We start from the raw sequence: 22,736 nt of genomic DNA on the forward strand, positions 1-22,736 counted from the left end.
AAACACAGCACTGTGCAAAATCGCAAGATGACGTATACGGTGTGACACCTGCCCGGTGCCGGAAGGTTAATTGATGGGGTTAGTTTTCGGACGAAGCTCTTGATCGAAGCCCCGGTAAACGGCGGCCGTAACTATAACGGTCCTAAGGTAGCGAAATTCCTTGTCGGGTAAGTTCCGACCTGCACGAATGGTGTAACCATGGCCACGCTGTCTCCACCCGAGACTCAGTGAAATTGAAATCGCAGTGAAGATGCTGTGTACCCGCGGCTAGACGGAAAGACCCCGTGAACCTTTACTACAGCTTGGCACTGAACATTGACCCTACATGTGTAGGATAGGTGGGAGGCTTTGAAGCAGAGACGCTAGTCTTTGTGGAGCCGTCCTTGAAATACCACCCTTGTAGTGTTGATGTTCTAACGTTGGTCCCTAATCGGGATTACGGACAGTGCCTGGTGGGTAGTTTGACTGGGGCGGTCTCCTCCCAAAGAGTAACGGAGGAGCACGAAGGTTGGCTAAGTACGGTCGGACATCGTACGGTTAGTGTAATGGTAGAAGCCAGCTTAACTGCGAGACAGACACGTCGAGCAGGTACGAAAGTAGGTCATAGTGATCCGGTGGTTCTGAATGGAAGGGCCATCGCTCAACGGATAAAAGGTACTCCGGGGATAACAGGCTGATACCGCCCAAGAGTTCATATCGACGGCGGTGTTTGGCACCTCGATGTCGGCTCATCACATCCTGGGGCTGAAGTCGGTCCCAAGGGTATGGCTGTTCGCCATTTAAAGTGGTACGCGAGCTGGGTTTAGAACGTCGTGAGACAGTTCGGTCCCTATCTGCCGTGGGCGTTTGAGAATTGAGAGGGGTTGCTCCTAGTACGAGAGGACCGGAGTGAACGAACCGCTGGTGTTCGGGTTGTCATGCCAATGGCACTGCCCGGTAGCTACGTTCGGAACTGATAAGCGCTGAAAGCATCTAAGCGCGAAGCAGGCCTCGAGATGAGTTCTCACTAGACTTTTAAAGTCTCTGAAGGGCCGTTGAAGACTACAACGTTGATAGGCAGGATGTGGAAGTGGTGCGAGCCATTAAGCTAACCTGTACTAATTACCCGTGAGGCTTAACCATACAACGCCAAACGCGTTTTATGACAGCGTAACGACAGAAGTTAAGTTACTAAAGTAGATATTTACTTGATATCAGAATTCCAAATTTATTAATTTGCTCAAAAGAGCGAATTAAAACCAAATTTGCTTGGTGACAATAGCGTTTTGGACCCACCTGACCCCATGCCGAACTCAGTAGTGAAACGAAACAGCGCCGATGATAGTGTAGCAGCTGCTATGTGAAAGTAGGTCATCGCCAGGCTCCAAATAAGAGAAAGCCCGATTCGAAAGAGTCGGGCTTTTTTGCATTTGGAGCTGTCAGCTTTCAGCCGTCAGACGTCAGTTGAAACACAGAGTCTCCCTCAGCAACACCCCAGTAGGAGGCACTTCAGTGCCGAATCTAGACCATAACAAACACATTCATGGCTAAGGCCATTCCTACAAGTACACTTTGCCTAGAACCTAGAACCTAGAACCTAGAACCTAGAACCTAGAACCTAGAACCTAGAACCTAGAACCTAGAACCTAGAACCTAGAGCCTCCGGCATAGGAAGACGCAGCACCAAACACCCAAACCGCGCGGCTGATCGCTGACGGCTGAAAGCTCTGTGTTGGGTTTCGCTTCGCTCTACCCAACCTACGCCAGACCTTAAAACTTTCCCCTCGCTAACTTTACTCTCGCTAACTTACTTTTATAACACTCATTCCCCTTGCCTTTGCTCTGCTTTGGCAAGCTGAATGTATTTTGTTTCGACTAGTTGTGAGAGGGGAACAAGCTCGAAGCCTTGCTGTTGTAATTCTGGGAGAGCTTGTTGTAGAAAAGCAACGGTTTCTGGATAGGGGTGGGCTATGGCGATTGCGTAGTTGAAGTGTTCAGCTTTGCTTTTTAGTTCTTCAAGTTGATGTTGTAGCTGGCTTTGGGTGACATTGTTATCAAGAAATACATGGCGAGATACATTAGCCACACCATAGAGGTTAGCAACGTTTTGTGCTTCACTTTGACTGGTTGTTCGGCTATCTAAGAAGTATAAACCGCGTTTCTTTAATATTTCCATCGTCCATTTCATTGGCTCTGTAAGTTGTGTTAACTCAGAACCCATGTGGTTATTGACCCCTTTTACTTGTGGTAGAGAGGCTAACGCATGACCAAGGGTTGTTTGTAACTCTGACTTACTCATAGTATCGGTGAGTGCACCCGGACCAAGTGCTTTAGTTTTATCAAGCGCTTGCATTGGTACATGTAAAAGTAATTCTTTATGAGTTTTACTAGCGCGCTCAGCAAATATTTGTGAATAGGGTGTATGGGGCAAGATTGAGAAGGTCACTTGCCCTGGTAAGTTTAATATTTCAAGGTCGCGCTGATGATTGCCTATATCATCAATTACTATGGCTATTTGCTTTGCTTGGCAGAATAGCGGTAGGCAACATACGGCGAGTAATAAGCCTGTTTTTAAATTCACTTTTTGTAATTATTATATCCGTTGTGAGCATTTACTTACTGCATAATAAAGAGCTGCTTTGCTGTAAGTTGCTTTTTGTCTTGTCCATCTAGAAGTGAGCTAAAAAGCGCCAATTCTTGGATGTTTTTTATTATAACGCCTTGGTCAATTTCTGAAAGCATTGTTTGATTAATACTCACATCTGGGGTGATCCCCTTTCCATCGATAGATTGACCCGCGGGTGTGTAATAACGTGCTGTAGTCAGTTTCAATGCGGTATTACCGTTACCTAAAGGTATCAGCGATTGCACTGAGCCCTTACCAAAAGAAGTTTCGCCAATTAGCACCGCTCGTTGATTATCTCTCAGTGCTGCTGCGAGTATTTCAGCCGCAGAGGCAGAGTTTTCGTTAATCAGTACAGCAATGGGAGCGCCACTGAGTATGTCGCCTTTATGGGCTTTATACTTCTGATTAGCTTCATTAAAGCGGCCTTTGGTTGACACTATGGTGCCGTTATCTAAGAACAGATCTGCAACTTCAATGGCCCCTTGTAATGTACCGCCTGGGTTATCGCGTAAATCAATAATTAAACCTGAAAGAGGGAAGCTATTGGTGACCTGCATTTTTGCAAGCTCCCGAGCAACATCGTGTAATGTGTGGTTATTGAATGAGTTGATACTGATAAGCGCAACGCCTGTATCTGCTAAATGGCCATGAACGCTTTGTAAGTTGATTTGTTGGCGCTTAATCGAGAAGTTTAGCTCAGTATCTTTCTCTCTTTTTACAGCGACATCGACAGCACTTTGACCGCTTTGGCGAATTAATTTAGCCACTTCTTCGATGCTTTTGTCTAAAATAGGTTGTTGATTAATCGCTATAACTTCATCATTTACCTGAAGACCCGCAAGCGCCGCAGGTGAGTTATTAATAGTGTTAACAATATAAACCCGACCATCTTCAACTTTTACTTCTATACCGAGTCCTGTGTATCTACCATTAGTGCTACTGAAGATAGCATCGAGCTCAGTTTCGTCGAGATATTTTGAGTATGGATCAAGGCGTTCGAATAACGCCTCAACTTGTAAGTTATCAGGCTGGGTTACAAATGAGTTTTGTAGCTTCAGATCATCAACATAATATGTATGGATATTAAATAGGATTTCGTTTAGTTGCTGATGCTGTAGAGACTGCAACGAGGGTTTTGCAACAGCCTGAAACGATTGCAGTATCAGGCATAGCAAGCTGACAAGTAATAAAAAAGACAGCTGAGTAAAAAACTTAGCTGGGGAAAAATGAGCTTTGTAAGAGTAAGTTGTGTTTAGCATCAGCTGCTCCTCATAGAGTGCAGCTATTTAATCAATTAAATGCGTCTGCACCATTTTACAGGATTTACTGCGCGTCCTTTGTGGCGTATTTCAAAGTATAGACCAGGATCCGGTTGTCCGCCGCTTTGACCGACTAATGCAATTGTTTCACCTTCTCTAACAAGGTCGCCAACATCGCGAAGTAGAGTTTGAGCGTGACCATATAAGCTCATAAAGCCATCGCCATGATCAATTGCGATAACCCAGCCAAAGCCATTTAGCCAGTCAGCGTAAACCACTTGGCCGTTCTGTACGCTTTTAACATTACTGCCTTCTTTGGCGCTGATAAGTACGCCTTTCCAATCTATGTTGCCGTGCTTGCGTTGTCCAAAGCGGTGGCGTAAAGCTCCTTTGGTTGGCCAGTCGAGTTTGCCCTTACTACTTTGTAAGCCTAGTAATTCAACTTTTTCGTTTCGCTCTTGTTCAAGCTCTTCAATGGCGGTGATCAGGGTTTGCTCATTTTCTTTTAAGTAATCAATTGAGCTCTTCGTTTCTTTTAACGCTGACTGGAGTTTATTGAGGTTAGTTTTACGCTCTTGCTGTGCATTGACTAGAGCTTGCTGGCGTCTTTTTTGCTCATCATATAAGGCAACTAGACGTTGTTTGGTTTTTTCAAGCTCAGCTTGGTTGTCTGCAATTTCTTGCTGCAGTGCTTTGAGCTCTTCGATTTGTTCGATACGTGCTTTATTTAGGTAATTGTAATAACTTAATGTGCGCTCAATTTTGGCTGTGTCTTGTTGGTTAAGCAACATTTTAGAGTAGTCATGGCTACCCGCCATATAGGCGCTTTTTAGTTGTGCAGCTAATAAGGTTTGGCGCTGTGCTTGCTGGGCTTTAAGTTGCTCAGCTTTAGCTTGTTGTTCTCGTTGTTGTTGCTCATTTTCTTTAACTGATTGGGCGGCAAGGTTTAATGCTTTGGCATTTTGAGCTATGTCGAGTTCATGGGCGCGCAGATCTTTGCGCATTTGGGCAATGGACTTGCGTTGACCTTTAAGCTCAGCCTCTGTTTTTTGTAAAGCTGATTGAATGTCTGATAAGTCTTTTTTGGTTTGATCTTCATTAGCAACAACCGAAGTTGTTACTAATGAAGTCAGTATTAAACCAGTTTTAAGGAAGTGGTTAATACATTTACTCATAGCTTATTTCAGCGTCATGATTGGTTTACCAGTCATTTCACTTGGCTGCTCTAAGCCGAGTAGGTGAAGCATAGTTGGAGCCACGTCACTCAATGTTTTACCATCATGTGGTGTTGCATCACGGCCAACATAGATAAATGGCACTGGCTCACTAGTGTGTGCGGTATGTGCTTGGCCCGTTGCTGGGTTAGCCATTTGTTCAGCATTACCATGATCGGCTGTAATAAGCGCTTCACCACCATGTTCTTCAAGTGCTGCAACTACACGACCAATACAATGATCAACTGCTTCACATGCTTTCACTGCTGCTTCGAATACGCCAGAGTGACCTACCATGTCTCCGTTAGGGTAGTTACAGATGATGGCATCGTATTTACCGCTAGCGATTGCTTCAACAAGTTTATCGGTCAGCATTTCAGAGTTCATTTCTGGTTGCAGATCGTATGTTGCTACTTGTGGTGATGGAATTAGTTCGCGAGTCTCACCAACAAATTCATCTTCACGGCCACCGCTGAAGAAAAAGGTCACGTGTGCGTATTTTTCTGTTTCAGAAATACGTAGCTGTGTTTTACCTTGCTTCTCTAACCATTCGCCTAATACATTTGTTAAAGGCTCTGGGGCAAATGCAATCGGCGCTTTAATGTCTGCTGCATACTCAGTCATCATTACAAATGCGCTTAACTGTGGTGATTTTTTCTTATCAAAACCACTGAAGTCAGCATCAACAAAGGCACGAGTCATTTCACGTGCTCGGTCTGCTCTAAAGTTAGCAAAGATAACAGTGTCGCCATCATTGATCTCAGCCGCTGTTTGGCCTTCTGGTACAACAGTTGTTGCAGCTACGAACTCGTCGTTCTCGTCACGTGCATAAGCAGCTTCTAGTGCGGTTACACCGTCAGTGTAGCTGTATTCTGCAATCCCACTCACCATAACATCATAAGCAAGCTCGACACGATTCCAACGGTTATCGCGGTCCATTGCATAGTAACGACCAACAAGCGTCGCTAAACGGCCACAGCCTAGTTCCGCAAATAGGGCTTCGATCCGCTCAATTGATGCTTTTGCGCTACGTGGCGGTGTGTCACGGCCGTCTAAGAAACCGTGGAAGTAAACTTCTTTTGCACCGCGCTTAGCTGCAAGTTCAATCGTTGCCACAATATGGTCTTCGTGACTATGAACACCACCTGGACTTAAAAGACCCATAATATGCACGGCTTTGCCTGCATTTACAGCTTTGTCGATATTATCAACAAGCGCTGGGTTGCTATCGAACTCACCATCATCAATGGCTTTAGTGATGCGAGTAAAATCTTGGTAAACGATACGGCCAGCACCTAAATTTACATGGCCTACTTCAGAGTTACCCATTTGTCCTGCAGGTAAACCAACATCAAGTCCCGAACCTGAAATTAATGTATGTGGGCGGGTTGCCCAAAGGTTGTCGAGTACTGGGGTATTAGCAGCAAGTATGGCGTTACTTTCTGTGTCTTCACGGTATCCCCAACCGTCTAAGATCATTAATACCAATGGTTTTTTATGCTCTGTCATTATAGCTCCTGAAGATTGGCACTTATATATCACTAGCATACCGTGTTTTATGGTTTTGATCAGCTATCAATATGTCATATTAAAATATTTCACGCCCTAGCATTTTCAATTGAAGCACGTATACTTGCGTGGCAAATTTTAATTAACCCATGGCTATGCGCTATGGTACCTAAATTTCTTAGTGGAAAACGCATGGATCAATATATTGAATTTATCTCGAATCATCCGGTTTTGAGCATTATCTGGTTAGCATTAGTCGCTATGCTGATCAGCAGTTGGTTTAAAAGTAAATTTTCGGCTATCCGTCAAATCAACCCACAGCAACTTACCTTGCTAATTAACCGTGATGATGGTCAAGTGATTGATATACGTGCACAAAAAGAGTTTAACTCTGGCCGTATTGCAGGCGCAACTCACTTAAATCCGGAAAAAGCAAAGCAATCTGATTTTTCAAGCCTTGAAAAGTTTAAGACTAAACCCATTATACTAGTATGTACCACGGGCATGACTGCCTCAGGTATCGCAACTGCAATGCATAAAGCTGGTTTTGAGCGTGTTTATGTATTAGCGGGCGGTATGGGCGCTTGGCAATCAGCTAGCTTACCAACAACGACCGGTCGTTAATAAGGCTCACTGCCCGATAGAGGAATTATTATGAGTAATGTTGTTCTTTACACAAAAGCATACTGTCCATTCTGCCAACGTGCTTTGGCGTTATTAGACAGTAAAGGTGTAGACTACACGAATATCGATATTGGTGTTCACCCTGAGCGTCGTGATGAAATGATCGACAAAGCAAATGGTGGTTACACAGTTCCGCAAATTTTCATTAATGATGAACATATCGGCGGTTGTGACGACATGATGGCAATTGAAGCGCAAGGCCTTTTAGACGCAAAGCTTAACGCTTAATAAACTTTAAATATAAAAACGAATACAAGTTAGGAATTACAATGAACGAAGAAAATCAAAACGCAGCAGCAGAACAAGCCGGCGCTCAATTCTCAATCCAACGCATCTACACTAAAGATGTTTCTTTTGAGACGCCTAACTCACCTGCTATTTTCCAAAAAGAGTGGACTCCTGAAGTTAAGCTTGACTTAGATACTCGTTCTAACAAATTAGAAGAAGGTGTGTTTGAAGTTGTTCTTGCGTTAACAGTAACAGCTTCAATCGGTGAAGAAACTGCATTCCTATGTGAAATCCAACAAGCGGGTATTTTCACAATTGGTGAAGTTGAAGAAGTTCAACTTGCACACATGTTAGGTGCTTTCTGCCCGAACGTACTTTTCCCTTACGCACGTGAAGCAGTATCAAACCTAGTTAACCGTGGTACTTTCCCACAATTAAACTTAGCGCCAGTTAACTTTGACGCACTATTTGCTCAATACATGCAACAACGTGCAGCTCAAGATCAACAGGCAACTGCAGACGCATAAGCTATGAGTACAGCACAATCAGCTGTTACAGTATTAGGGGCGGGGTCTTATGGCACCGCCCTTGCTATTTGCTTTGCCAGAAATGGCCACCCAGTAACTTTGTGGGGCCGCAATAGCGATGACGTTGCTACGCTTGCAGCTGAGCGAAAGAATCAACGTTATGTTCCGGATGTTAGCTTTCCTGAAACCCTCCAACTAGAAGCAGATTTAGAAACGGCAGTTAAAGCAAGCAAGATCATTTTGGTTGTTGTGCCGAGTCATGCTTTTGCTGGCACGCTGCAAAAAATCAAACCTTGGTTGTCAGAAGGTGCTGAAGTTGCATGGGCTACCAAAGGTTTAGAGCCAAATACAGGGCGTTTATTGCAAGAAGTAGCGGTACAAGAGCTAGGAGATGATGTTCCTCTGGCTGTGCTTTCAGGACCTACTTTTGCAAAAGAAATGGCAATGGGTTTACCAACCGCTATTTCGGTATCGTCTACCTCTAAAGATTTTGCCAAGCAACTAGCTGATCTTTTACACTGTGGCCGCTCATTTAGGGTGTATAACAATGATGACTTTATTGGAATACAGCTTGGTGGTGCAGTTAAAAATGTGATTGCGATTGGCGCTGGTATGTCTGATGGTTTTGGCTTTGGTGCCAACGCACGTACTGCCTTAATCACTCGCGGTTTAGCTGAGCTTTGCCGTTTAGGGTGTGCATTAGGTGCCCGTTCAGATACCTTTATGGGTATGGCTGGCCTTGGTGACTTGATCTTAACCTGTACAGATAACCAATCTCGTAACCGTCGCTTTGGTCTTGCTCTTGGCAAGGGTGAAGGCGTAGAAGCTGCAATTGAATCTATTGGTCAGGTTGTTGAAGGCTACAGAAATACCAAAGAAGTGTATTTACTTGCTGAACGCACAGGTATTGAAATGCCAATAACGGAGCAAATTTACCAAGTACTTTATGAAAATAAAGATGTAAAAGAAGCTGCGATGGCACTACTTGGCCGTGAGCAAAAATCTGAATAATTTAGATTGTGCACTGTTAAATAAAAAACGCGATTTATTAATCGCGTTTTTATTTGATGTACCGTTGCAACCATTAGCTAGATTGCTGCTTTTCTAGCGTGTCATTAATAAATTCGCTGACTTGATTGGCTTTTAATGGCTTGCAGTAATAGTAACCTTGTTGAAAATGACAGCCCATAATATGCAGCATGTAGGCTTGCTCTTCAGTTTCTACTCCTTCAGCAACCACATTTATGTCCAAATACTTAGCTAGCCGCACTATGGTGGCGGTGATGTTGCGATCTTGGTCGTTTTTATCGATATCTTTAACGAATGATTTGTCGATTTTGAGTGTATCGATTGGAAAACGCTTTAAGTAACTGAGTGATGAATGACCGGTGCCAAAGTCATCCAGCGCGATGTGCACACCAATCGATTTAATGCGTTTCATTTGCTGCTCTGCAAACTCAGGGTTATCCATCATGGCGCTTTCTGTGATCTCGAGTTCTAAGCAATGTGCCGGTACGTCAAATTTAGCTAAGTTGTCGATGAGTGTTTCAATAAGACTACTTTGCTGAAAGTGTAAGGCTGAAATATTAATAGCGACATTACCAAACGAAATGTTTTGTTTTCGCCACTGGGCCAGTTGATTAAGCAGCTGCTCCATCAGTAATTGGGTGAGCGGAATAATGGCACCATTTTGTTCGGCAAGCGGAATGAACTCATCGGGGTTAATAACACTGCCATCTTCTTGAGGCCAGCGAACTAATGCTTCAAAGCCGTATAACTGATTATGCTGGGCATCAAACTTAGGCTGAAAATAAAGCTCAAACTCATTGTTGGTAATGGCTTTAAATAAAGCGCTCTCTTTGGTTAATTCGGTTGGATCGAGAGTATGGCGCTCTTTATCAAAAAATTGATACGTATTACGGCCCATTTTTTTTTGCATGATTCAAAGCACTATTTGCGCTGCGCATTAAGTATTCACAGTTGTAGGCGTTGTCTGGGTAGATAGCAAGACCACAGCAGGCAGATAGTGAAGTCTCAAAGCCATCTAACATAAATGGGGTTTTAAACTGCTGAAGGACGATGTCTGCGGTTTTTTTGCAAAGAATACGGTTTGACCTGAATAAAGATAGGGCGGTACCAGTACCGCAAATTCATCTGCACCGAGTCTTGCAATGGTAAAGCCTGAATTTAGAGAGTCAGTTAAACGACAGGCTACCTCTTTTAGTAGTACATCGCCAATTGTGTGACCGAGCGAATCGTTAATTTTTTTAAAGTTGTCTATATCAATAAAGATGATCAACAGGCTAGGGTAAGTGTCGTTACAAGCATTGATTGCTTTTTCAAGGGACTCTATAAAAATGGCACGGTTTGATAAGCCTGTGACACTGTCTTTGGTAGTGAGCTTGAGCATAGTTCGCTCGTTATTCTTACGAGCTGTGACATCAGAAAACATGCCAACGTAACGTACAGAGCTTTTTGCAAAGCGTGGTGTGGTCACTTTTGTTATACATAAATCAATGGCGTAGGGTTGCCCATCTTTGCGTAAATTCCAAATTTCGCCAGACCAATAACCGTCATTTCTTAGTTCTTGTTGGATGATTTCTTCGAGTTGTGTATCACGGCCGGCTTGCGTTAATGCTTTGAATTTTTTACCAAGTACATCAGCTTTCTTATAACCCGATATTTCACTAAATGCGTTATTGATTTTTATGATCCTAAACTGTTCATCGGTGACCCAAATGCCATCTTTAGACTGGGAAAGTAGGGCATCCATCAGCGTCATCTTTTGGTTTCTTTGATAGTAAATGACTGCACCAATGAGGATGACAATCGCTAAAAGGATCAGTAGTAACAGGGGCGTTGTATTAGGGGCTTGCGAGATAGAGGGATTAGACACAGCAGCAGAAGCAGCACTATAAAAGTGCTGCATCAGCAAAATGATACTGCATACTCTGGCGAAAAAGCGCATTAAAATCCATCTTTAGGAACAAACTAACCTATTTAGGTTAGTCCATAAAAAATGGTCGTGCTAAACAATTAGTAAATATTTATTACAAGCGCTTTTTCAATGAGTTATTGACCGTTCACAAACCCCAGCTGACGCCAAGATTCATAAACAAATACAGCAACTGAGTTAGATAAGTTCATACTACGGCTATCTTTTTGCATTGGAATGCGTACACGTTGCTCTTTCGGCAACGATTGAATGAGTTCATCAGGTAAGCCACGCGTTTCAGGGCCAAACACTAAACAATCACCAGGTTGGTATTGTGCTTGATGGTGAAATTGACTGCCCTTTGTGGTGCAAGCATAGACTTTTTTCGGTTGGCATTTTTCTAGATAAGCTTCAAACGAGGCATGGCGCTGTACATGGCTAAACTCATGATAATCAAGACCTGCACGTTTTACGCGTTTATCATCCCACTCAAAACCAAGGGGTTCAATTAGGTGTAACGCATAACCTGTGTTTGCGCATAAGCGAATGATATTACCCGTGTTTGGTGGAATTTCTGGTTGGTACAACACAATATCAAGCATGTGAATCTCATTTATAAGGATTTGATCTGCTGCTGAGTATACACGAACTAGAATTAAAAGATGATATACTCAACACAGTTACTCACTAAAGGTAAGTTGTTGTGCAGCATCGTAGTTATGAGTTTTGGGTTAAAACAGCCAGTATAGTCACCATTGTTATGGTGAGTTTAATGATCGCAGCAAAAAGCTGGGCTTGGCTTGCATCTGGCTCGGCGTCAATGCTGGGTTCATTGACCGATTCGTTAATGGATATCACAGCCTCACTGATGAGTTTTTTAGTGCTAGGTTATGCACTACGCCCTGCTGATGACGACCATCGCTTTGGTCACGGAAAAGCCGAAGCATTAGCCGGGCTTGCACAGGCCGCTTTTATAGCTGGCTCAGGTTGCTTTTTAGCGTTTCATGGCATTGAGCGCTTATTTAATCCGGTAACCTTAAAGCATTCAGACCTTGGTATTTGGGTTAGTATTTTCGCTATTGTTTGTACGCTCGTGGTGGTGTTTGTACAAACTAAGGTGATTAATCACACCGAATCAATCGCCATTAAAGCAGACTCAATTCACTATAAAGGCGATTTAATCTTAAACTTGGCGGTATTACTGGCAATTGTGTTAGCTAAGTACGGCGTCGCTTATGCCGATCCATTATTTGCTATTGGGGTGGCTGTTTATTTACTTTATAACAGCTGGGATATTGCTCGCGAAAGTGCTGATCACTTAATGGATAAAGAGCTCCCAGATGAAGAAAAACAACAAATACTGGCCATTGTGAATAGCCATCAAGACGTATTTGGCGCCCATGATATTCGCACCCGCCAAGGTGGTAAAATTAAGTTTATTCAGATGCATTTAGAGCTGGAAGACTCATTATCATTGATAAGAGCGCATCAAGTTGCTGATGAAGTAGAAGCGTTAATTCAAACGCATTTTGATTGTGAAATGGATATTTTGATGCACCTAGACCCACTTTCTGTGGTTAACAAAACACGTCAAAGTTCTGCACAAAATTGATAAAAATCGCTGAGTATTGTTTGTCTGATCTCGTCGCGTTCACACAATAGTTCGTGGCGAGCGCCCGCATAACTTTTTAGTTGTGCTTGCTTTTGCCTATGGGTAAGTGCAAATTGCGCAGCGTTATCGACTACGGTATCTTGCTCGGCGCTTGCGATAAACAAAGGAATATCGACTTTTTTATCGACTAAAGAAGCAATAAAATCAAACGATGCATTGAGCCAGCCATAGGTTACGCCACCTAGTTGTAAATCACCTTCTGCTGCATAAAGCTCTCTGAACAGTTTATATCGAATTTCACTACTGGTTAGTTCATTAGCTGCAAAGTCGACTGGTAAATAATCGCTTTGGCCAAATGCGTAGCTGCGGCCAAGACCAAGTAAGGATGCAATTTTAGCAGCCAGTTTTGCTACAGGCTTTGGCGTGCCTTTGGTATAGATATCAAACATCGGCGCTGATAAAAAAGCACCCGCAAATTGATGCTGATAGCGCGATAGGTAATCATAGGCAATGGCACTGCCCATAGAGTGGCCAAGCAAAACCTGCTTTCCTTGCCAGTGTTGATGCACCACTTTTTCTATAAATACAGCAAAGTCATCTGCGTAGTCAGTAAAGCGGTTTACAAAACCCTTATGAGAGTTTTTTAAATGACGATAAGAGCGACCTTGCCCCTGGTGATCAACACTAAAAACTGCAAAGCCATTTTGATATAGCTCCCACAGTAACTCTTTGTACTTAATTAAAGACTCTATTCGGCCAGTACTGATAACGATGGCCGTTTTTGCTTGTTGGGGAATTGCATAGCCGTAATAAAGCTTGCCATGAGCGGTGCTCAGAAAGTCTTGCTGTAATTGCTCAGAAAAAAACTGATTAATATTAGGTAGGTTATTAACAAGACTTGCTTCGCTACTATAAAACATTTACTCACTCTTATAAGGTAGGCGGATGTTTACGCACAGTCCGCCATGTTCTTGGTTTTCAAGTGTTAGTGTACCATCATGTGCTGAGATAGCATTCTTTGCAATAGCAAGACCTAAGCCCGTGCCGCCAGTGCTTCTATCACGTGCATGCTCCTGACGGAAGAAAGGTTCACACAGCCTTGCTAGGTTTGCTTCATCAACCCCTTTACCGTCATCACAAATAGTGATGTAGATAGCATCTGATTCAACTAAGCCTATTGAGATTGAATGTTCTGCGTATTTAATGGCATTGCGAAGTACATTCTCAAGCGCGCTGGCTATTAAGGTTTCATCGCATTTTAAATCGGCTGTTAGTGTACCATTTACGATAAGCTCTTTATTACTTTGCTTGGCCTCAAATTGAGCATCGTTGAGTACATGATCAACAATCACTTGTAAGGATTGTGTACTCAGCGCCAGAGTCTGGCTTTTGGCTTCTAAGCGTGAAACTTGAAGTACATCGGCAATCATTTTATCGAGCTGATTGGCCTCTTTTTCAATGCGCTCTAAATAAGCGTGTTGAGCATCATCGGCTTGCATTTGTGCAAGGCCTGTAGCCATTTTTAAGCGCGTTAATGGTGAACGTAGTTCATGAGAAATATCTGCTAGCAGTCGTTTTTGAGCGCTAATAAGCTGCTCAAGTTGTACTGCCATGGTATTAAAGTCACGACCAAGTACACCTAACTCATCTTGACGAGTAGGAGATACATCGGCACGGGCAGTTAAATCGCCATGAGCAAGCTTTTTTGCGGTTTCTTTTAAACTATTAATAGGTGCAATTAAGTTACGGCTAAAGAAGAAACTCAACATCAATGAGGCGATTAAAGCAATAAGCAGCTTGAGCCAAACTGGCATTAGCCATAGGCTGACAAAAAACGGTTTCTTGCGTTTTTCATCGATTTCATAAAGATAAAATTTACCTTCGGGTACATTCAAAGCTACCGGCCCATAAGCTTGGTATTCATCGGTAAAAATAATTTGCGGACGCATATATTTGGTAAAGTTCAGCAAGCTTAAATCAATGTCTTTGGATACAGGTTCGCTAAGCATTTCAACACCATGAACCTCACCATTTAAGTACAGTAATTTATGCTTTGATAAGCGCGGATGAGATAAAACCTCTTGAGTTGATTTTCCGTGTTTAGCAACAATGCGTTCAATACTTTTAGCAGTGTACTCAAGATTTTTCAGCATGGGTCCACGCAGGTCGTCATTGCCGACATTGCTCGTTAACTGGCTTAAAAACACCAGTATTGTGATAGTCGCTATGACAGTAACCCAAAACCAAGCAAATATTTTTAAAAACAAATAATGGCGGGGATGCTTTAGCCAGCTTGGAGTTTGCATATTATTCGCCTTGTATTAATACATAACCACTGCCACGCATGGTTTTGATCCGTTCATTACTAACATGCTCTGCAATTTTTTTACGGATGTTGCTGACATGCATATCGATTGAGCGGTCAAAAGGAGCAAGGCGTCTACCTAATACTTGCTCACTTATTTGCTCTTTGCTGATCACTTCACCGGCATGTTGCACTAGCATGGCAAGGATCTCATACTCAGTGCCGGTTAGGCTCAGTACATTATCTTTAACAGAAGCTTCTCGTGTTGCGAGATTAATATTGATGCTGTTAACACTCAATGAGCTGGTCTGTTGGCTCGATAAGCTATTGATATGTTCGATGCGACGGGTAATTGCTTTAACGCGAGCTAGCAGTTCTCTGTGGTTAAATGGCTTAGGAATATAATCATCTGCGCCTAGCTCTAAACCAAAGATACGATCAAAGTCTTCGCCTTTCGCGGTTAGCATGATCACCGGAGTAAGCTTATGTTGTCTTAACTGCTTTAGCACCTCAAAGCCATCCATAGAGGGTAGCATCACATCAAGCAATATTAGCTCATAGTTATGCTTAATAGCTTGCTTTAGGCCTTCAGCGCCATCATGAACACACTCTACTGTAAAACCTTGTGCTGATAAGTACTCGCTGAGTAATTCGCACAATCCTGTATCGTCGTCGATCATTAATAGTTTCATTCTGACACCTAGCTATTTATTTCTTTAAGGTTATTTTACTCAGTAAATTGTGTAAAAGTGAATCTTTACACAACCTTTACACTGGTTTGCGTTCCTTTGCATTGAATTAGTTATAGTTAACCCATCAGTCGGAAACGACAACAGAGCACAACCCAACAAAAGGTAATGATTATGACTATTTCAAATAAGCTTTCTAAATTCGTACTTGTTTGTGGTTTAGCAGCAGCCAGTGTAGGTGCTACTTCAGCAATGGCGAAAGGAGACTTTAACCGTGGTATGAACCCACAGGCTCGTTTTTTACTTTCTGAGCGTGGTATTGATAAATTACAACTTACCGAAGAGCAGCAAACGCAACTTAAAGCAATTTTTGCCGAGCAGAAAACACAATTTGCAGCACTGCGTGGCGATAAAGATGCAATGAAAGCCGCTCGTGTAGCACACAAAGAGAAAATGGATGCGTTATTAGCAACAAAAGCATTTGACGAAAATGCAGCATTAGAGCTGATTAAAGCGCGCCAAGAAAAAGGCCAGCAGTTTGCCATGCTAAAAATGAAATCTGACCATGCGATTTGGCAGGTTTTAAATGCAGAACAGCGCGAAAGCTATCAAGAGATTAAAAAGCACCTGCGTAAAAAAGGTCACAAAAAGGGCCACCATGGTCATCGAGGCGAACGCAAAGCTGAGCGTTCTGAAGGTTAAAAGTGATAGGTTATATTAAAAATGCGGCATATGCCGCATTTTTTGTATTTGACGCTTTATTCTTTAAAGAATGAATCATCGTTTTTAGCCAGCATTGCTTCGATATCTTCAATCATATCTTGGCTCAAATCATTAGCATTGCTAATTGGGCTAGAAATTTTATTGTTTTCAAACGACCACTCGCCTAAATCAATTAGCTGGCAGCGTTTTGAGCAAAATGGACGATGCGGGCTTTGCTCTGACCATTCAACTTTGGCTTTGCATGTTGGGCAGTTTACAACTGTTGGCATGGAATAACTCTCAAATAAGCACTTTTGTCAGATCTTACTGAACAGTTAGCTGATAATCCAGTAACGAATTTGTTTAGAAACTCGTTACTCGGTTTATTTCTGCTAAAGAGGTAACGCCATCAGCGGCTTTTTTCAGGCCAGATAAACGCAGATCATTAAAGCCTGAGCGCAGAGATACTTCAGCGATTTCGAGTGAGTTACCACCACGCATAATAATTTGTGCTATTTCAGGGGTAATTTGCATTACCTCATAAATACCAACTCGACCTTTATAGCCTTCAGTACAGCTATCGCATCCTTTTGGTGCGAATAACTGAACCTCATTGAGCTTGTCTTTATCAAAACCTTGGCGAATCAATTCTTCATCAGGTAGTTTTTCTGGTGTTTTACACTTAGGGCAAAGTCGTCTTGCTAGACGCTGCGCAATAATAAGGCTGATAGAGCTTGCTACGTTATAAGCAGGAACACCCATATTTAAAAGACGAGTAAGGGTCTCTGGCGCAGAGTTTGTATGCAGAGTTGATAATACCAAGTGACCTGTTTGCGCCGCTTTAATTGCTATTTCAGCGGTTTCAAGGTCACGGATCTCACCAACCATTACGACATCGGGATCTTGTCGTAAGAAAGCCTTTAATGCATTGGCAAAGGTCATATCTGCCTTTGGATTAATTTGTACTTGGTTAATCCCTTCAAGGTTGATCTCTACTGGATCTTCGGCGGTACTGATATTACGCTCTGGCTGGTTAAGAATATTCAAACCCGTATAAAGTGATACCGTTTTACCAGAGCCCGTTGGACCGGTTACTAAGATCATGCCTTGTGGTTGCTCAAGTGCGTCCATGTAGAGTTTTTTCTGTTCTGGCTCATAACCAAGCACATCGATACCTAGCATAGCACTTGATGAGTCGAGAATACGCATTACGATTTTCTCGCCCCAAAGGGTAGGCAAGGTACTGACACGGAAGTCGATACTTTTACGTTCAGTAATTTTAAGCTTAATACGGCCGTCTTGAGGTTTACGTTTTTCTGCTATGTCTAGTCGTGACATAACCTTGATACGTGCAGATAAACGGCTCGCTAAGCTATTCGGTGGACTTGCCATTTCATGCAAAATACCATCGATGCGAAAACGCACACGGTAGCGGTGTTCATAAGGTTCAAAGTGTAGATCCGAGGCTCCTTTTTTAATTGCGTCCATCAAAATTTTATTGATGTAAACGATAATAGGGGCATCGTCTTTATCTTCATCTTTGCTAGCTAAGTCGCGAGGGGCTTCTGTTTCAAGCTCACCAAGTTCTTTAAACTCATCTTCACTTAAATGTAAGCCACCTGCGGCATCAAGTAATTGCTCAATTTTATTTTCAAGTTGCGTGTAATCAACAACGACCACTTCGCATGAAAGGCCAGTACTAAATTCAAAGTTTTCAAAGGCACCGTAGTCGGTTGGATCTGAGGCTGCAATGTAGAGCTTACGGCCCTTTTTAACTAGAGGTAAAATGTGGTGCTCACGAATTAGTTTATCTTTAACTAGTTCTTCGCTAATGTTCGCAACATCAAAGTCTTTGATGTCAAAATAAGGCACACGAAAAAGGTCTGTACATTGCTCTGCGAGCTCATGGCCAGCCATTCCACATGTTTTAGAAATAAGCTCTGCAGTAGAGTTATATTCGCGCTGCTTTGATTTTACGGTCTCTGCATCAATGCGACCGAGTGTAATAAATTTTCGAAGTAGCGGTGAGTTTATATTCATTGCGCACCTAGATTGATCCTTTATTGCCACAATCTAACAGAAAAAGTAAGGCTATTACATCAGTCTTGTCTGATTTTAGGAAAATTGCAAAAAAAATTAACCTAAAACTCAGTTATTTAGAATGTGTTTTGGTACTTTTGTATTGGTTTTTATGGGTTCAAATTCATGAGAATCTATAAATAAAATCAATACCCTAGTGAGAGTGCATTAGGTACTTTTTGTGCAGTTTTTGCACATCAGCTTTTACTTCTTCAAGAGGGCGGTTGTTATCTAAAATATCTCCCGCTTTTTGTTGTTTATCAGCTCTGCTCATTTGTGAGGCTATGATTTGCTCGGCTAATTCAACAGAGACATTATCACGGGCTGTTGTTCTTGTTATTTGTACATCAACCGGAACATCAATTAGTAAGGTATGATTGCAATATTTTTCTAAGCTATTTTCAAAAAGTAAGGGAGCAACTAAGATGACATAGTGGCTGGTGGCCTGCTTTAACTGGCTCAGCATTGTTTCTCTAATAAGCGGGTGCAATAAGTTATTTAGCCATTGTTTTTGTGATTCATTGGCAAAGATAATTGCTCTTAGTTTTGCGCGATCAAGCGTGCCGTTATTCGTGAGTATTTCATCACCAAAATGTGCTGTAATTTTTGTAAGGCCAACAGAGCCAGGCTCGACGACTTCTCTGGCAACTATGTCGGCATCAACCACCTGAATACCAAGCTCTTCAAATATGGCGCTTACTGCACTTTTTCCTGAGCCAATACCACCGGTTAGCCCTAAAACCCAGTTTGCCATAATTAGTAACCTAAATAGTTAAAGTAATAACTTTTAATTTGCTCACCCCAAAGTAAGGTGACCCATCCTGCGATGGCAAGATAAGGCCCAAATGGGATTGGCATAGTTTTGTCTTTACCTTGAATAATGATTTGCGCAATGCCGATGATGGCACCGACGACACTTGATAGCAGCACGATAGTTAAAATATCTTGCCAGCCAAGTAGCGCACCAAACACGGCTAACAGCTTAAAGTCGCCATAACCCATGCCTTCTTTACCTGTAGCAAGCTTGAATAACCAGTAGACACTCCATAAGCTCAGGTAGCCAACTGCTGCGCCGATAATGGCATCGCTCGGTGCAATGGTAATATCCATAGTGGCAGCAATCAGCGCTAACCAAACGAGCGGCAGGGTGAGCTGGTCGGGCAGTAACATATGATCGATATCGATAAAGGTTAATGCAACTAAAAACCAAGTAATCAATATATATAGAAGAGCTAGTTTTGTCGGGCCAAAAACAACGGCGACAACTAAACTTAGAACCGCAGTAAGCATTTCAACAATAGGGTAGCGCACAGAAATCGGTGTTTGACAATTTGCACAGCGACCTTTTAGCAATAGCCAACTTAAGACAGGGATATTTTGCCAAGCTTTAATCAGTGCTTTGCATTTAGGGCAGGTCGAATTAGGTTTTACTAAATTAAAGGGAGCTTGTTCTGTTTGCTGTTTTGAATTGAGCTCATCGGCCAATACAATACGGCATTCAGTTTGCCATTCTCTTTTCATCATCAGTGGTAAACGATAAATCACCACATTTAAAAAGCTACCAATACACAGGCTTACTAAGCCTACCGTCAAAAAATAAAACCACTGCTGACTTTGCATCGCAGTGGTTATATCAAGAAAAAAGTTTTCCATTAAAATACCTAACTTCTGGCCATTTGCAGGCCGATATTATTTCGCTGTGTTGAAGCGTTGTTATTATTTATTTAATGTAGCAAGCAATCAACTAGCGTTTATAGTTTTGCTTACAGCTTACAGCTTACAGCTTACAGCTTACAGCTTACAGCTTACAGCTTACAGCTTACAGCTTACAGCTTACAGCTATGTTTAAATCACCGAACCTAATTGGAATATAGGTAAGTACATAGCAACAATTAACCCACCAACAAGCACACCTAAAACCGCCATGATAAGGGGCTCAAGTAAACTTGATAAACCATCTACGGCATCATCGACTTCTTGCTCATAAATCGTTGCCACTTTTGCAAGCATACCATCAAGTGAACCCGACTCTTCACCTATGGCCACCATTTGCACCACCATATCAGGGAAGATTTTAGCGTTTTTCATCGCCCAGTTCATTAAGTTACCTGAACTTACCTCGGCTTTGATTTCTAAAATTGCATAACGATACACCGCATTACCGGAGGCACCTGCAGCAGAATCAAGCGCATCAACGAGGGGGACACCAGCAGCAAAGGTAGTTGAAAGCGTGCGAGCATAACGTGCAACCGCCGCTTTATTTAAAATCATACCAATGACAGGCAGTTTTAATATGGCTCTATCGTTAGCATCGCGGAATTTTTTACTTCTAAGTAAAGCTTCTTTGTATACGTAACCAAATGCGATTAGAGCGATTAGGATTATCCACCAGTATTCTTGCAGAAATTCGGAAATACCAATCACCATTAAAGTAAAACTTGGTAATTCAGCACCAAAGCCACTAAAAATATCTTGAAATTGTGGTACAACAAAAATTAGAAGGATTGAAGTAACAATGATAGCTATGACGATTACAGAAATAGGGTAAAACATGGCTTTCTTTATTTTTGACTTCAATGCCTCGGCTTTTTCTTTGTATATAGCAACACGGTCAAATATTTTATCAAGGGCACCAGATTGCTCACCAGAAGCAACCAGGTCGCAGTATAAATCATCAAAGTAACGAGGATGCTTTCGAAGAGCTTGAGAAAGTGGTACACCAGCTTTCACTTCATCACCGACTTCGTCCATTAATTTTGCAACACTTTTGTTTTTTGCGCCTGATGCTATAAGTTCGATTGATTGAATCAAAGGTACACCAGCAATAAGCATAGTCGCTATTTGACGAGTGATTAATGCTATATCTTTAGGGGTTATTTTTTGCACACTTTTTATTCCAAAAAGTGGCTTTGTGACGTGGTTTAATGGATTCGACTACCCCAGTTAAGAGATAATAATCTTAATTGGAGATCGAAAATGACAAAACGTAAAAAATATTCAAAAGAATTCAAATTGGATGCGATTGCATTGGTCGTTGAGCAAAACTATAGTCAAGCGGAAGCTTCGAGAAACCTGGGGATTAATCCCAACATGCTCGGCCGTTGGATCAAAGAAGCCGAAAATGATGATGGTCATGCTTTTCGGGGGAATGGCAAACTAACCCCAGAGCAAGAAGAGATCCGCAGCTTAAAAGCACAAGTAAAACGCCTCGAAATGGAGCGTGAAATATTAAAAAAGGCAACGGTCTTCTTTGCCAAAGAAACGAAGTAAAGTATTCGTTTATTGCCCAACATAAGAAGATCTGGCCTGTGGTCATAATGTGCCATGTACTGGGTGTTAAGAGTAATAATTATTATAGTTATCAAAAACGTAACGTTAACAAACCGGAAGACCCAACGCATCAAGAAATGCTTGATTGGGTCAAAGATATTGCCAAGTTCAGCGATAACACCTATGGCGAGCGACGTATTCAAAAAGTGTTAAACGCGCTGAGTTATCCCGTGAGTCGGCAAAAAACCGCGCAGCTCATGAAAGAAGCGGGTGTATGGGTTCGTTATAAAAAGAAATACAAAGTGACAACAAACAGTGACCACAATAAGCCTGTTTACGCCAATGAACTGAAGCAAAATTTTACTGTTGCAGCACCCAATCAAGCGTGGGTGCAGGATATCAGTTATGTTTGGACAACCGAAGGCTGGTTATATCTAGCGGTTGTCATTGATTTATATTCTCGTAAAGTGGTCGGCTGGAGTATGGGAGCGAGAATGAAAGCTCAACTGGTTTGTGATGCGTTGACTATGGCTATTTGGCAACGTCAGCCACTATCGGGATTGATTGTTCATTCAGATCAAGGCGTTCAATATGCGAGCCATCAATATCGGCGATTATTAGAAAAACATAGCTTTATTGGTAGCATGAGTAAAAAAGGTTGCTGCTGGGATAATGCGGTTGCAGAAAGCTTCTTCGGCAGTTTGAAACAGGAACGTGTTCACTGGCGTCACTATGAAACCCGCTATGCAGCGCAGCAAGATGTTATGAATTACATAACGATGTGGTACAACAGCCAACGGCTTCATTCTTATCTGAATTATCAAAGTCCAAATAACTTTGAATTGGTGGCTGAAGAATTAACTATGGTTGCTTAACTGAGGTGTCTGAATTTGGTTGACCACGTCATTGGTTTACGTTTAACTTTTGATGGAGTGATGCCTTGTTTACGCAACTGAGCTTTAATGAGAGCAATACTACTTCCCGTTAGCTCTCCTTCTAGCTTTTTACCCCTAGCATTAACACCTATCCACTGAAAGGTATCTAGATCTTTATCTTCCTGTTTTTTAGCCATGGATAAAACCCATCTTATTGTAATGTTTTAAAATATTATTCTGAAA

The 22,736-nt window shown here is 42.2% G+C and carries 22 protein-coding genes, 2 rRNA genes and 2 pseudogenes (1 of these 26 running past the window's edge); 9 read left to right on the plus strand and 17 right to left on the minus strand.

Features of this window, described 5'->3' with window-relative positions:
- Together J8Z28_RS03240 and rrf are read left to right on the plus strand one after the other, a co-directional pair.
- A 23S ribosomal RNA gene (locus J8Z28_RS03240) occupies window positions 1-1,122 on the plus strand (it extends 1,761 nt beyond the left edge of the window).
- A gap of 125 nt (window positions 1,123-1,247) precedes the next feature.
- Window positions 1,248-1,362 (plus strand): 5S ribosomal RNA (gene rrf / locus J8Z28_RS03245).
- A 439-nt stretch (window positions 1,363-1,801) separates the two neighbouring features.
- Here rrf and J8Z28_RS03250 read toward each other — a convergent pair.
- The 4 genes from J8Z28_RS03250 to gpmM are packed head-to-tail and all read right to left on the minus strand — an operon-like array spanning window position 1,802 to window position 6,587.
- Window positions 1,802-2,560: a divergent polysaccharide deacetylase family protein gene (locus tag J8Z28_RS03250; RefSeq protein ID WP_062566186.1), complete on the minus strand. Its 759-nt coding sequence runs from the start codon at window positions 2,558-2,560 to the stop codon at window positions 1,802-1,804.
- Between the two features lie 35 nt (window positions 2,561-2,595).
- Entirely contained in the window at window positions 2,596-3,864 is a 1,269-nt protein-coding gene (locus J8Z28_RS03255; RefSeq protein ID WP_058586641.1) for a S41 family peptidase, read from the minus strand.
- A gap of 35 nt (window positions 3,865-3,899) precedes the next feature.
- Window positions 3,900-5,039, minus strand: a complete 1,140-nt coding sequence (locus tag J8Z28_RS03260) for a murein hydrolase activator EnvC family protein (RefSeq protein ID WP_250659887.1) — start codon at window positions 5,037-5,039, stop codon at window positions 3,900-3,902.
- A 3-nt stretch (window positions 5,040-5,042) separates the two neighbouring features.
- Entirely contained in the window at window positions 5,043-6,587 is a 1,545-nt protein-coding gene (gene gpmM, locus J8Z28_RS03265) for a 2,3-bisphosphoglycerate-independent phosphoglycerate mutase (protein ID WP_250659888.1), read from the minus strand.
- Window positions 6,588-6,779: 192 nt separating this feature from the next.
- Between gpmM and J8Z28_RS03270 the strand changes: the two genes are divergently transcribed.
- The 4 genes from J8Z28_RS03270 to gpsA are packed head-to-tail and all read left to right on the plus strand — an operon-like array spanning window position 6,780 to window position 9,037.
- Entirely contained in the window at window positions 6,780-7,211 is a 432-nt protein-coding gene (locus J8Z28_RS03270) for a rhodanese-like domain-containing protein (protein WP_054562817.1), read from the plus strand.
- 30 nt (window positions 7,212-7,241) lie between these two features.
- Window positions 7,242-7,499, plus strand: a complete 258-nt coding sequence (grxC, locus tag J8Z28_RS03275; protein WP_054550973.1) for a glutaredoxin 3 — start codon at window positions 7,242-7,244, stop codon at window positions 7,497-7,499.
- 41 nt (window positions 7,500-7,540) lie between these two features.
- Entirely contained in the window at window positions 7,541-8,026 is a 486-nt protein-coding gene (gene secB, locus J8Z28_RS03280) for a protein-export chaperone SecB (protein ID WP_054550974.1), read from the plus strand.
- 3 nt (window positions 8,027-8,029) lie between these two features.
- On the plus strand, window positions 8,030-9,037 hold the full coding sequence (gene gpsA / locus J8Z28_RS03285) for an NAD(P)H-dependent glycerol-3-phosphate dehydrogenase (RefSeq protein ID WP_055022087.1): 1,008 nt from the start codon (window positions 8,030-8,032) through the stop codon (window positions 9,035-9,037).
- A gap of 73 nt (window positions 9,038-9,110) precedes the next feature.
- On the opposite strand, the gene J8Z28_RS03290 is transcribed toward gpsA, so the two are convergent.
- The 4 genes from J8Z28_RS03290 to trmL all read right to left on the minus strand — a co-directional run bounded on the left by J8Z28_RS03290 (window position 9,111) and on the right by trmL (window position 11,563).
- The gene (locus tag J8Z28_RS03290) at window positions 9,111-9,965 is read right to left on the minus strand and encodes a putative bifunctional diguanylate cyclase/phosphodiesterase (protein WP_250659889.1); all 855 of its coding nucleotides are present in this window, start codon (window positions 9,963-9,965) and stop codon (window positions 9,111-9,113) included.
- The gene (locus J8Z28_RS21895; protein ID WP_350338384.1) at window positions 9,943-10,077 is read right to left on the minus strand and encodes a hypothetical protein; all 135 of its coding nucleotides are present in this window, start codon (window positions 10,075-10,077) and stop codon (window positions 9,943-9,945) included. The genes J8Z28_RS03290 and J8Z28_RS21895 overlap by 23 nt, the downstream gene beginning before the upstream one ends.
- The gene (locus J8Z28_RS03295; RefSeq protein ID WP_250659890.1) at window positions 10,071-10,994 is read right to left on the minus strand and encodes a diguanylate cyclase domain-containing protein; all 924 of its coding nucleotides are present in this window, start codon (window positions 10,992-10,994) and stop codon (window positions 10,071-10,073) included. The genes J8Z28_RS21895 and J8Z28_RS03295 overlap by 7 nt, the downstream gene beginning before the upstream one ends.
- A gap of 104 nt (window positions 10,995-11,098) precedes the next feature.
- Window positions 11,099-11,563, minus strand: coding sequence for a tRNA (uridine(34)/cytosine(34)/5-carboxymethylaminomethyluridine(34)-2'-O)-methyltransferase TrmL (gene trmL, locus J8Z28_RS03300; protein WP_054550977.1), 465 nt, complete (start codon window positions 11,561-11,563; stop codon window positions 11,099-11,101).
- A 101-nt stretch (window positions 11,564-11,664) separates the two neighbouring features.
- Between trmL and J8Z28_RS03305 the strand changes: the two genes are divergently transcribed.
- Window positions 11,665-12,573 (plus strand): cation diffusion facilitator family transporter, encoded by a 909-nt coding sequence (locus tag J8Z28_RS03305; RefSeq protein ID WP_082401648.1) that lies wholly within the window; start codon window positions 11,665-11,667, stop codon window positions 12,571-12,573.
- Here J8Z28_RS03305 and J8Z28_RS03310 read toward each other — a convergent pair.
- From J8Z28_RS03310 to J8Z28_RS03320, 3 genes are read right to left on the minus strand one after another with little or no spacing between them, the layout of a single operon-like run.
- Window positions 12,552-13,493 (minus strand): alpha/beta fold hydrolase, encoded by a 942-nt coding sequence (locus J8Z28_RS03310; protein ID WP_250659891.1) that lies wholly within the window; start codon window positions 13,491-13,493, stop codon window positions 12,552-12,554. The two genes, J8Z28_RS03305 and J8Z28_RS03310, sit on opposite strands and share 22 nt — an antisense overlap.
- Window positions 13,494-14,879: an ATP-binding protein gene (locus J8Z28_RS03315; protein WP_250659892.1), complete on the minus strand. Its 1,386-nt coding sequence runs from the start codon at window positions 14,877-14,879 to the stop codon at window positions 13,494-13,496.
- Window position 14,880: 1 nt separating this feature from the next.
- Window positions 14,881-15,570, minus strand: coding sequence for a response regulator (locus J8Z28_RS03320; protein ID WP_250659893.1), 690 nt, complete (start codon window positions 15,568-15,570; stop codon window positions 14,881-14,883).
- A 171-nt stretch (window positions 15,571-15,741) separates the two neighbouring features.
- Between J8Z28_RS03320 and J8Z28_RS03325 the strand changes: the two genes are divergently transcribed.
- Window positions 15,742-16,269 (plus strand): Spy/CpxP family protein refolding chaperone, encoded by a 528-nt coding sequence (locus tag J8Z28_RS03325; protein WP_250659894.1) that lies wholly within the window; start codon window positions 15,742-15,744, stop codon window positions 16,267-16,269.
- A gap of 56 nt (window positions 16,270-16,325) precedes the next feature.
- Here J8Z28_RS03325 and yacG read toward each other — a convergent pair whose 3' ends face one another.
- The 5 genes and pseudogenes from yacG to J8Z28_RS03350 all read right to left on the minus strand — a co-directional run.
- Entirely contained in the window at window positions 16,326-16,559 is a 234-nt protein-coding gene (gene yacG / locus J8Z28_RS03330) for a DNA gyrase inhibitor YacG (protein WP_054562797.1), read from the minus strand.
- Between the two features lie 73 nt (window positions 16,560-16,632).
- Window positions 16,633-18,309, minus strand: coding sequence for a type IV-A pilus assembly ATPase PilB (gene pilB, locus J8Z28_RS03335; RefSeq protein WP_055022084.1), 1,677 nt, complete (start codon window positions 18,307-18,309; stop codon window positions 16,633-16,635).
- A 193-nt stretch (window positions 18,310-18,502) separates the two neighbouring features.
- Window positions 18,503-19,102: a dephospho-CoA kinase gene (gene coaE, locus J8Z28_RS03340; RefSeq protein ID WP_054562795.1), complete on the minus strand. Its 600-nt coding sequence runs from the start codon at window positions 19,100-19,102 to the stop codon at window positions 18,503-18,505.
- A 2-nt stretch (window positions 19,103-19,104) separates the two neighbouring features.
- A complete protein-coding gene (locus J8Z28_RS03345) occupies window positions 19,105-20,001 on the minus strand; it encodes a prepilin peptidase (protein WP_284693432.1) in 897 nt (298 codons plus the stop codon).
- A gap of 192 nt (window positions 20,002-20,193) precedes the next feature.
- Window positions 20,194-21,258: pseudogene (locus tag J8Z28_RS03350) on the minus strand (type II secretion system F family protein); the annotation flags it as partial.
- A gap of 66 nt (window positions 21,259-21,324) precedes the next feature.
- Between J8Z28_RS03350 and J8Z28_RS03355 the strand changes: the two are divergent.
- A protein-coding gene (locus J8Z28_RS03355) for an IS3 family transposase (protein WP_502934611.1) occupies window positions 21,325-22,493 on the plus strand; the annotation gives its coding sequence in 2 pieces (ribosomal slippage) (window positions 21,325-21,571 and window positions 21,571-22,493; 1,170 coding nt in all).
- Between the two features lie 35 nt (window positions 22,494-22,528).
- Here J8Z28_RS03355 and J8Z28_RS03360 read toward each other — a convergent pair.
- Window positions 22,529-22,690: pseudogene (locus tag J8Z28_RS03360) on the minus strand (type II secretion system F family protein); the annotation flags it as partial.
- Window positions 22,691-22,736: the final 46 nt, after the last annotated feature.

This window comes from Pseudoalteromonas sp. SCSIO 43088 (genome assembly GCF_023650795.1).
Taxonomy (GTDB): Bacteria; Pseudomonadota; Gammaproteobacteria; order Enterobacterales; family Alteromonadaceae; genus Pseudoalteromonas; species Pseudoalteromonas shioyasakiensis.

Bases quoted from the DNA above. Each gene is read 5' to 3' on its own strand.
- coaE (WP_054562795.1), bottom strand. From the start codon at position 19,102: ATGGCAAACTGGGTTTTAGGGCTAACCGGTGGTATTGGCTCAGGAAAA.
- J8Z28_RS03310 (WP_250659891.1), bottom strand. From the start codon at position 13,493: ATGTTTTATAGTAGCGAAGCAAGTCTTGTTAATAACCTACCTAATATT.
- J8Z28_RS03325 (WP_250659894.1), top strand. From the start codon at position 15,742: ATGACTATTTCAAATAAGCTTTCTAAATTCGTACTTGTTTGTGGTTTA.
- J8Z28_RS03295 (WP_250659890.1), bottom strand. From the start codon at position 10,994: ATGCGCTTTTTCGCCAGAGTATGCAGTATCATTTTGCTGATGCAGCAC.
- trmL (WP_054550977.1), bottom strand. From the start codon at position 11,563: ATGCTTGATATTGTGTTGTACCAACCAGAAATTCCACCAAACACGGGT.
- J8Z28_RS03270 (WP_054562817.1), top strand. From the start codon at position 6,780: ATGGATCAATATATTGAATTTATCTCGAATCATCCGGTTTTGAGCATT.
- secB (WP_054550974.1), top strand. From the start codon at position 7,541: ATGAACGAAGAAAATCAAAACGCAGCAGCAGAACAAGCCGGCGCTCAA.
- J8Z28_RS03345 (WP_284693432.1), bottom strand. From the start codon at position 20,001: ATGGAAAACTTTTTTCTTGATATAACCACTGCGATGCAAAGTCAGCAG.
- J8Z28_RS03320 (WP_250659893.1), bottom strand. From the start codon at position 15,570: ATGAAACTATTAATGATCGACGACGATACAGGATTGTGCGAATTACTC.
- grxC (WP_054550973.1), top strand. From the start codon at position 7,242: ATGAGTAATGTTGTTCTTTACACAAAAGCATACTGTCCATTCTGCCAA.
- gpsA (WP_055022087.1), top strand. From the start codon at position 8,030: ATGAGTACAGCACAATCAGCTGTTACAGTATTAGGGGCGGGGTCTTAT.
- yacG (WP_054562797.1), bottom strand. From the start codon at position 16,559: ATGCCAACAGTTGTAAACTGCCCAACATGCAAAGCCAAAGTTGAATGG.
- J8Z28_RS03315 (WP_250659892.1), bottom strand. From the start codon at position 14,879: ATGCAAACTCCAAGCTGGCTAAAGCATCCCCGCCATTATTTGTTTTTA.
- J8Z28_RS03290 (WP_250659889.1), bottom strand. From the start codon at position 9,965: ATGCAAAAAAAAATGGGCCGTAATACGTATCAATTTTTTGATAAAGAG.
- J8Z28_RS21895 (WP_350338384.1), bottom strand. From the start codon at position 10,077: ATGTTAGATGGCTTTGAGACTTCACTATCTGCCTGCTGTGGTCTTGCT.
- J8Z28_RS03260 (WP_250659887.1), bottom strand. From the start codon at position 5,039: ATGAGTAAATGTATTAACCACTTCCTTAAAACTGGTTTAATACTGACT.
- J8Z28_RS03255 (WP_058586641.1), bottom strand. From the start codon at position 3,864: ATGCTAAACACAACTTACTCTTACAAAGCTCATTTTTCCCCAGCTAAG.
- pilB (WP_055022084.1), bottom strand. From the start codon at position 18,309: ATGAATATAAACTCACCGCTACTTCGAAAATTTATTACACTCGGTCGC.
- gpmM (WP_250659888.1), bottom strand. From the start codon at position 6,587: ATGACAGAGCATAAAAAACCATTGGTATTAATGATCTTAGACGGTTGG.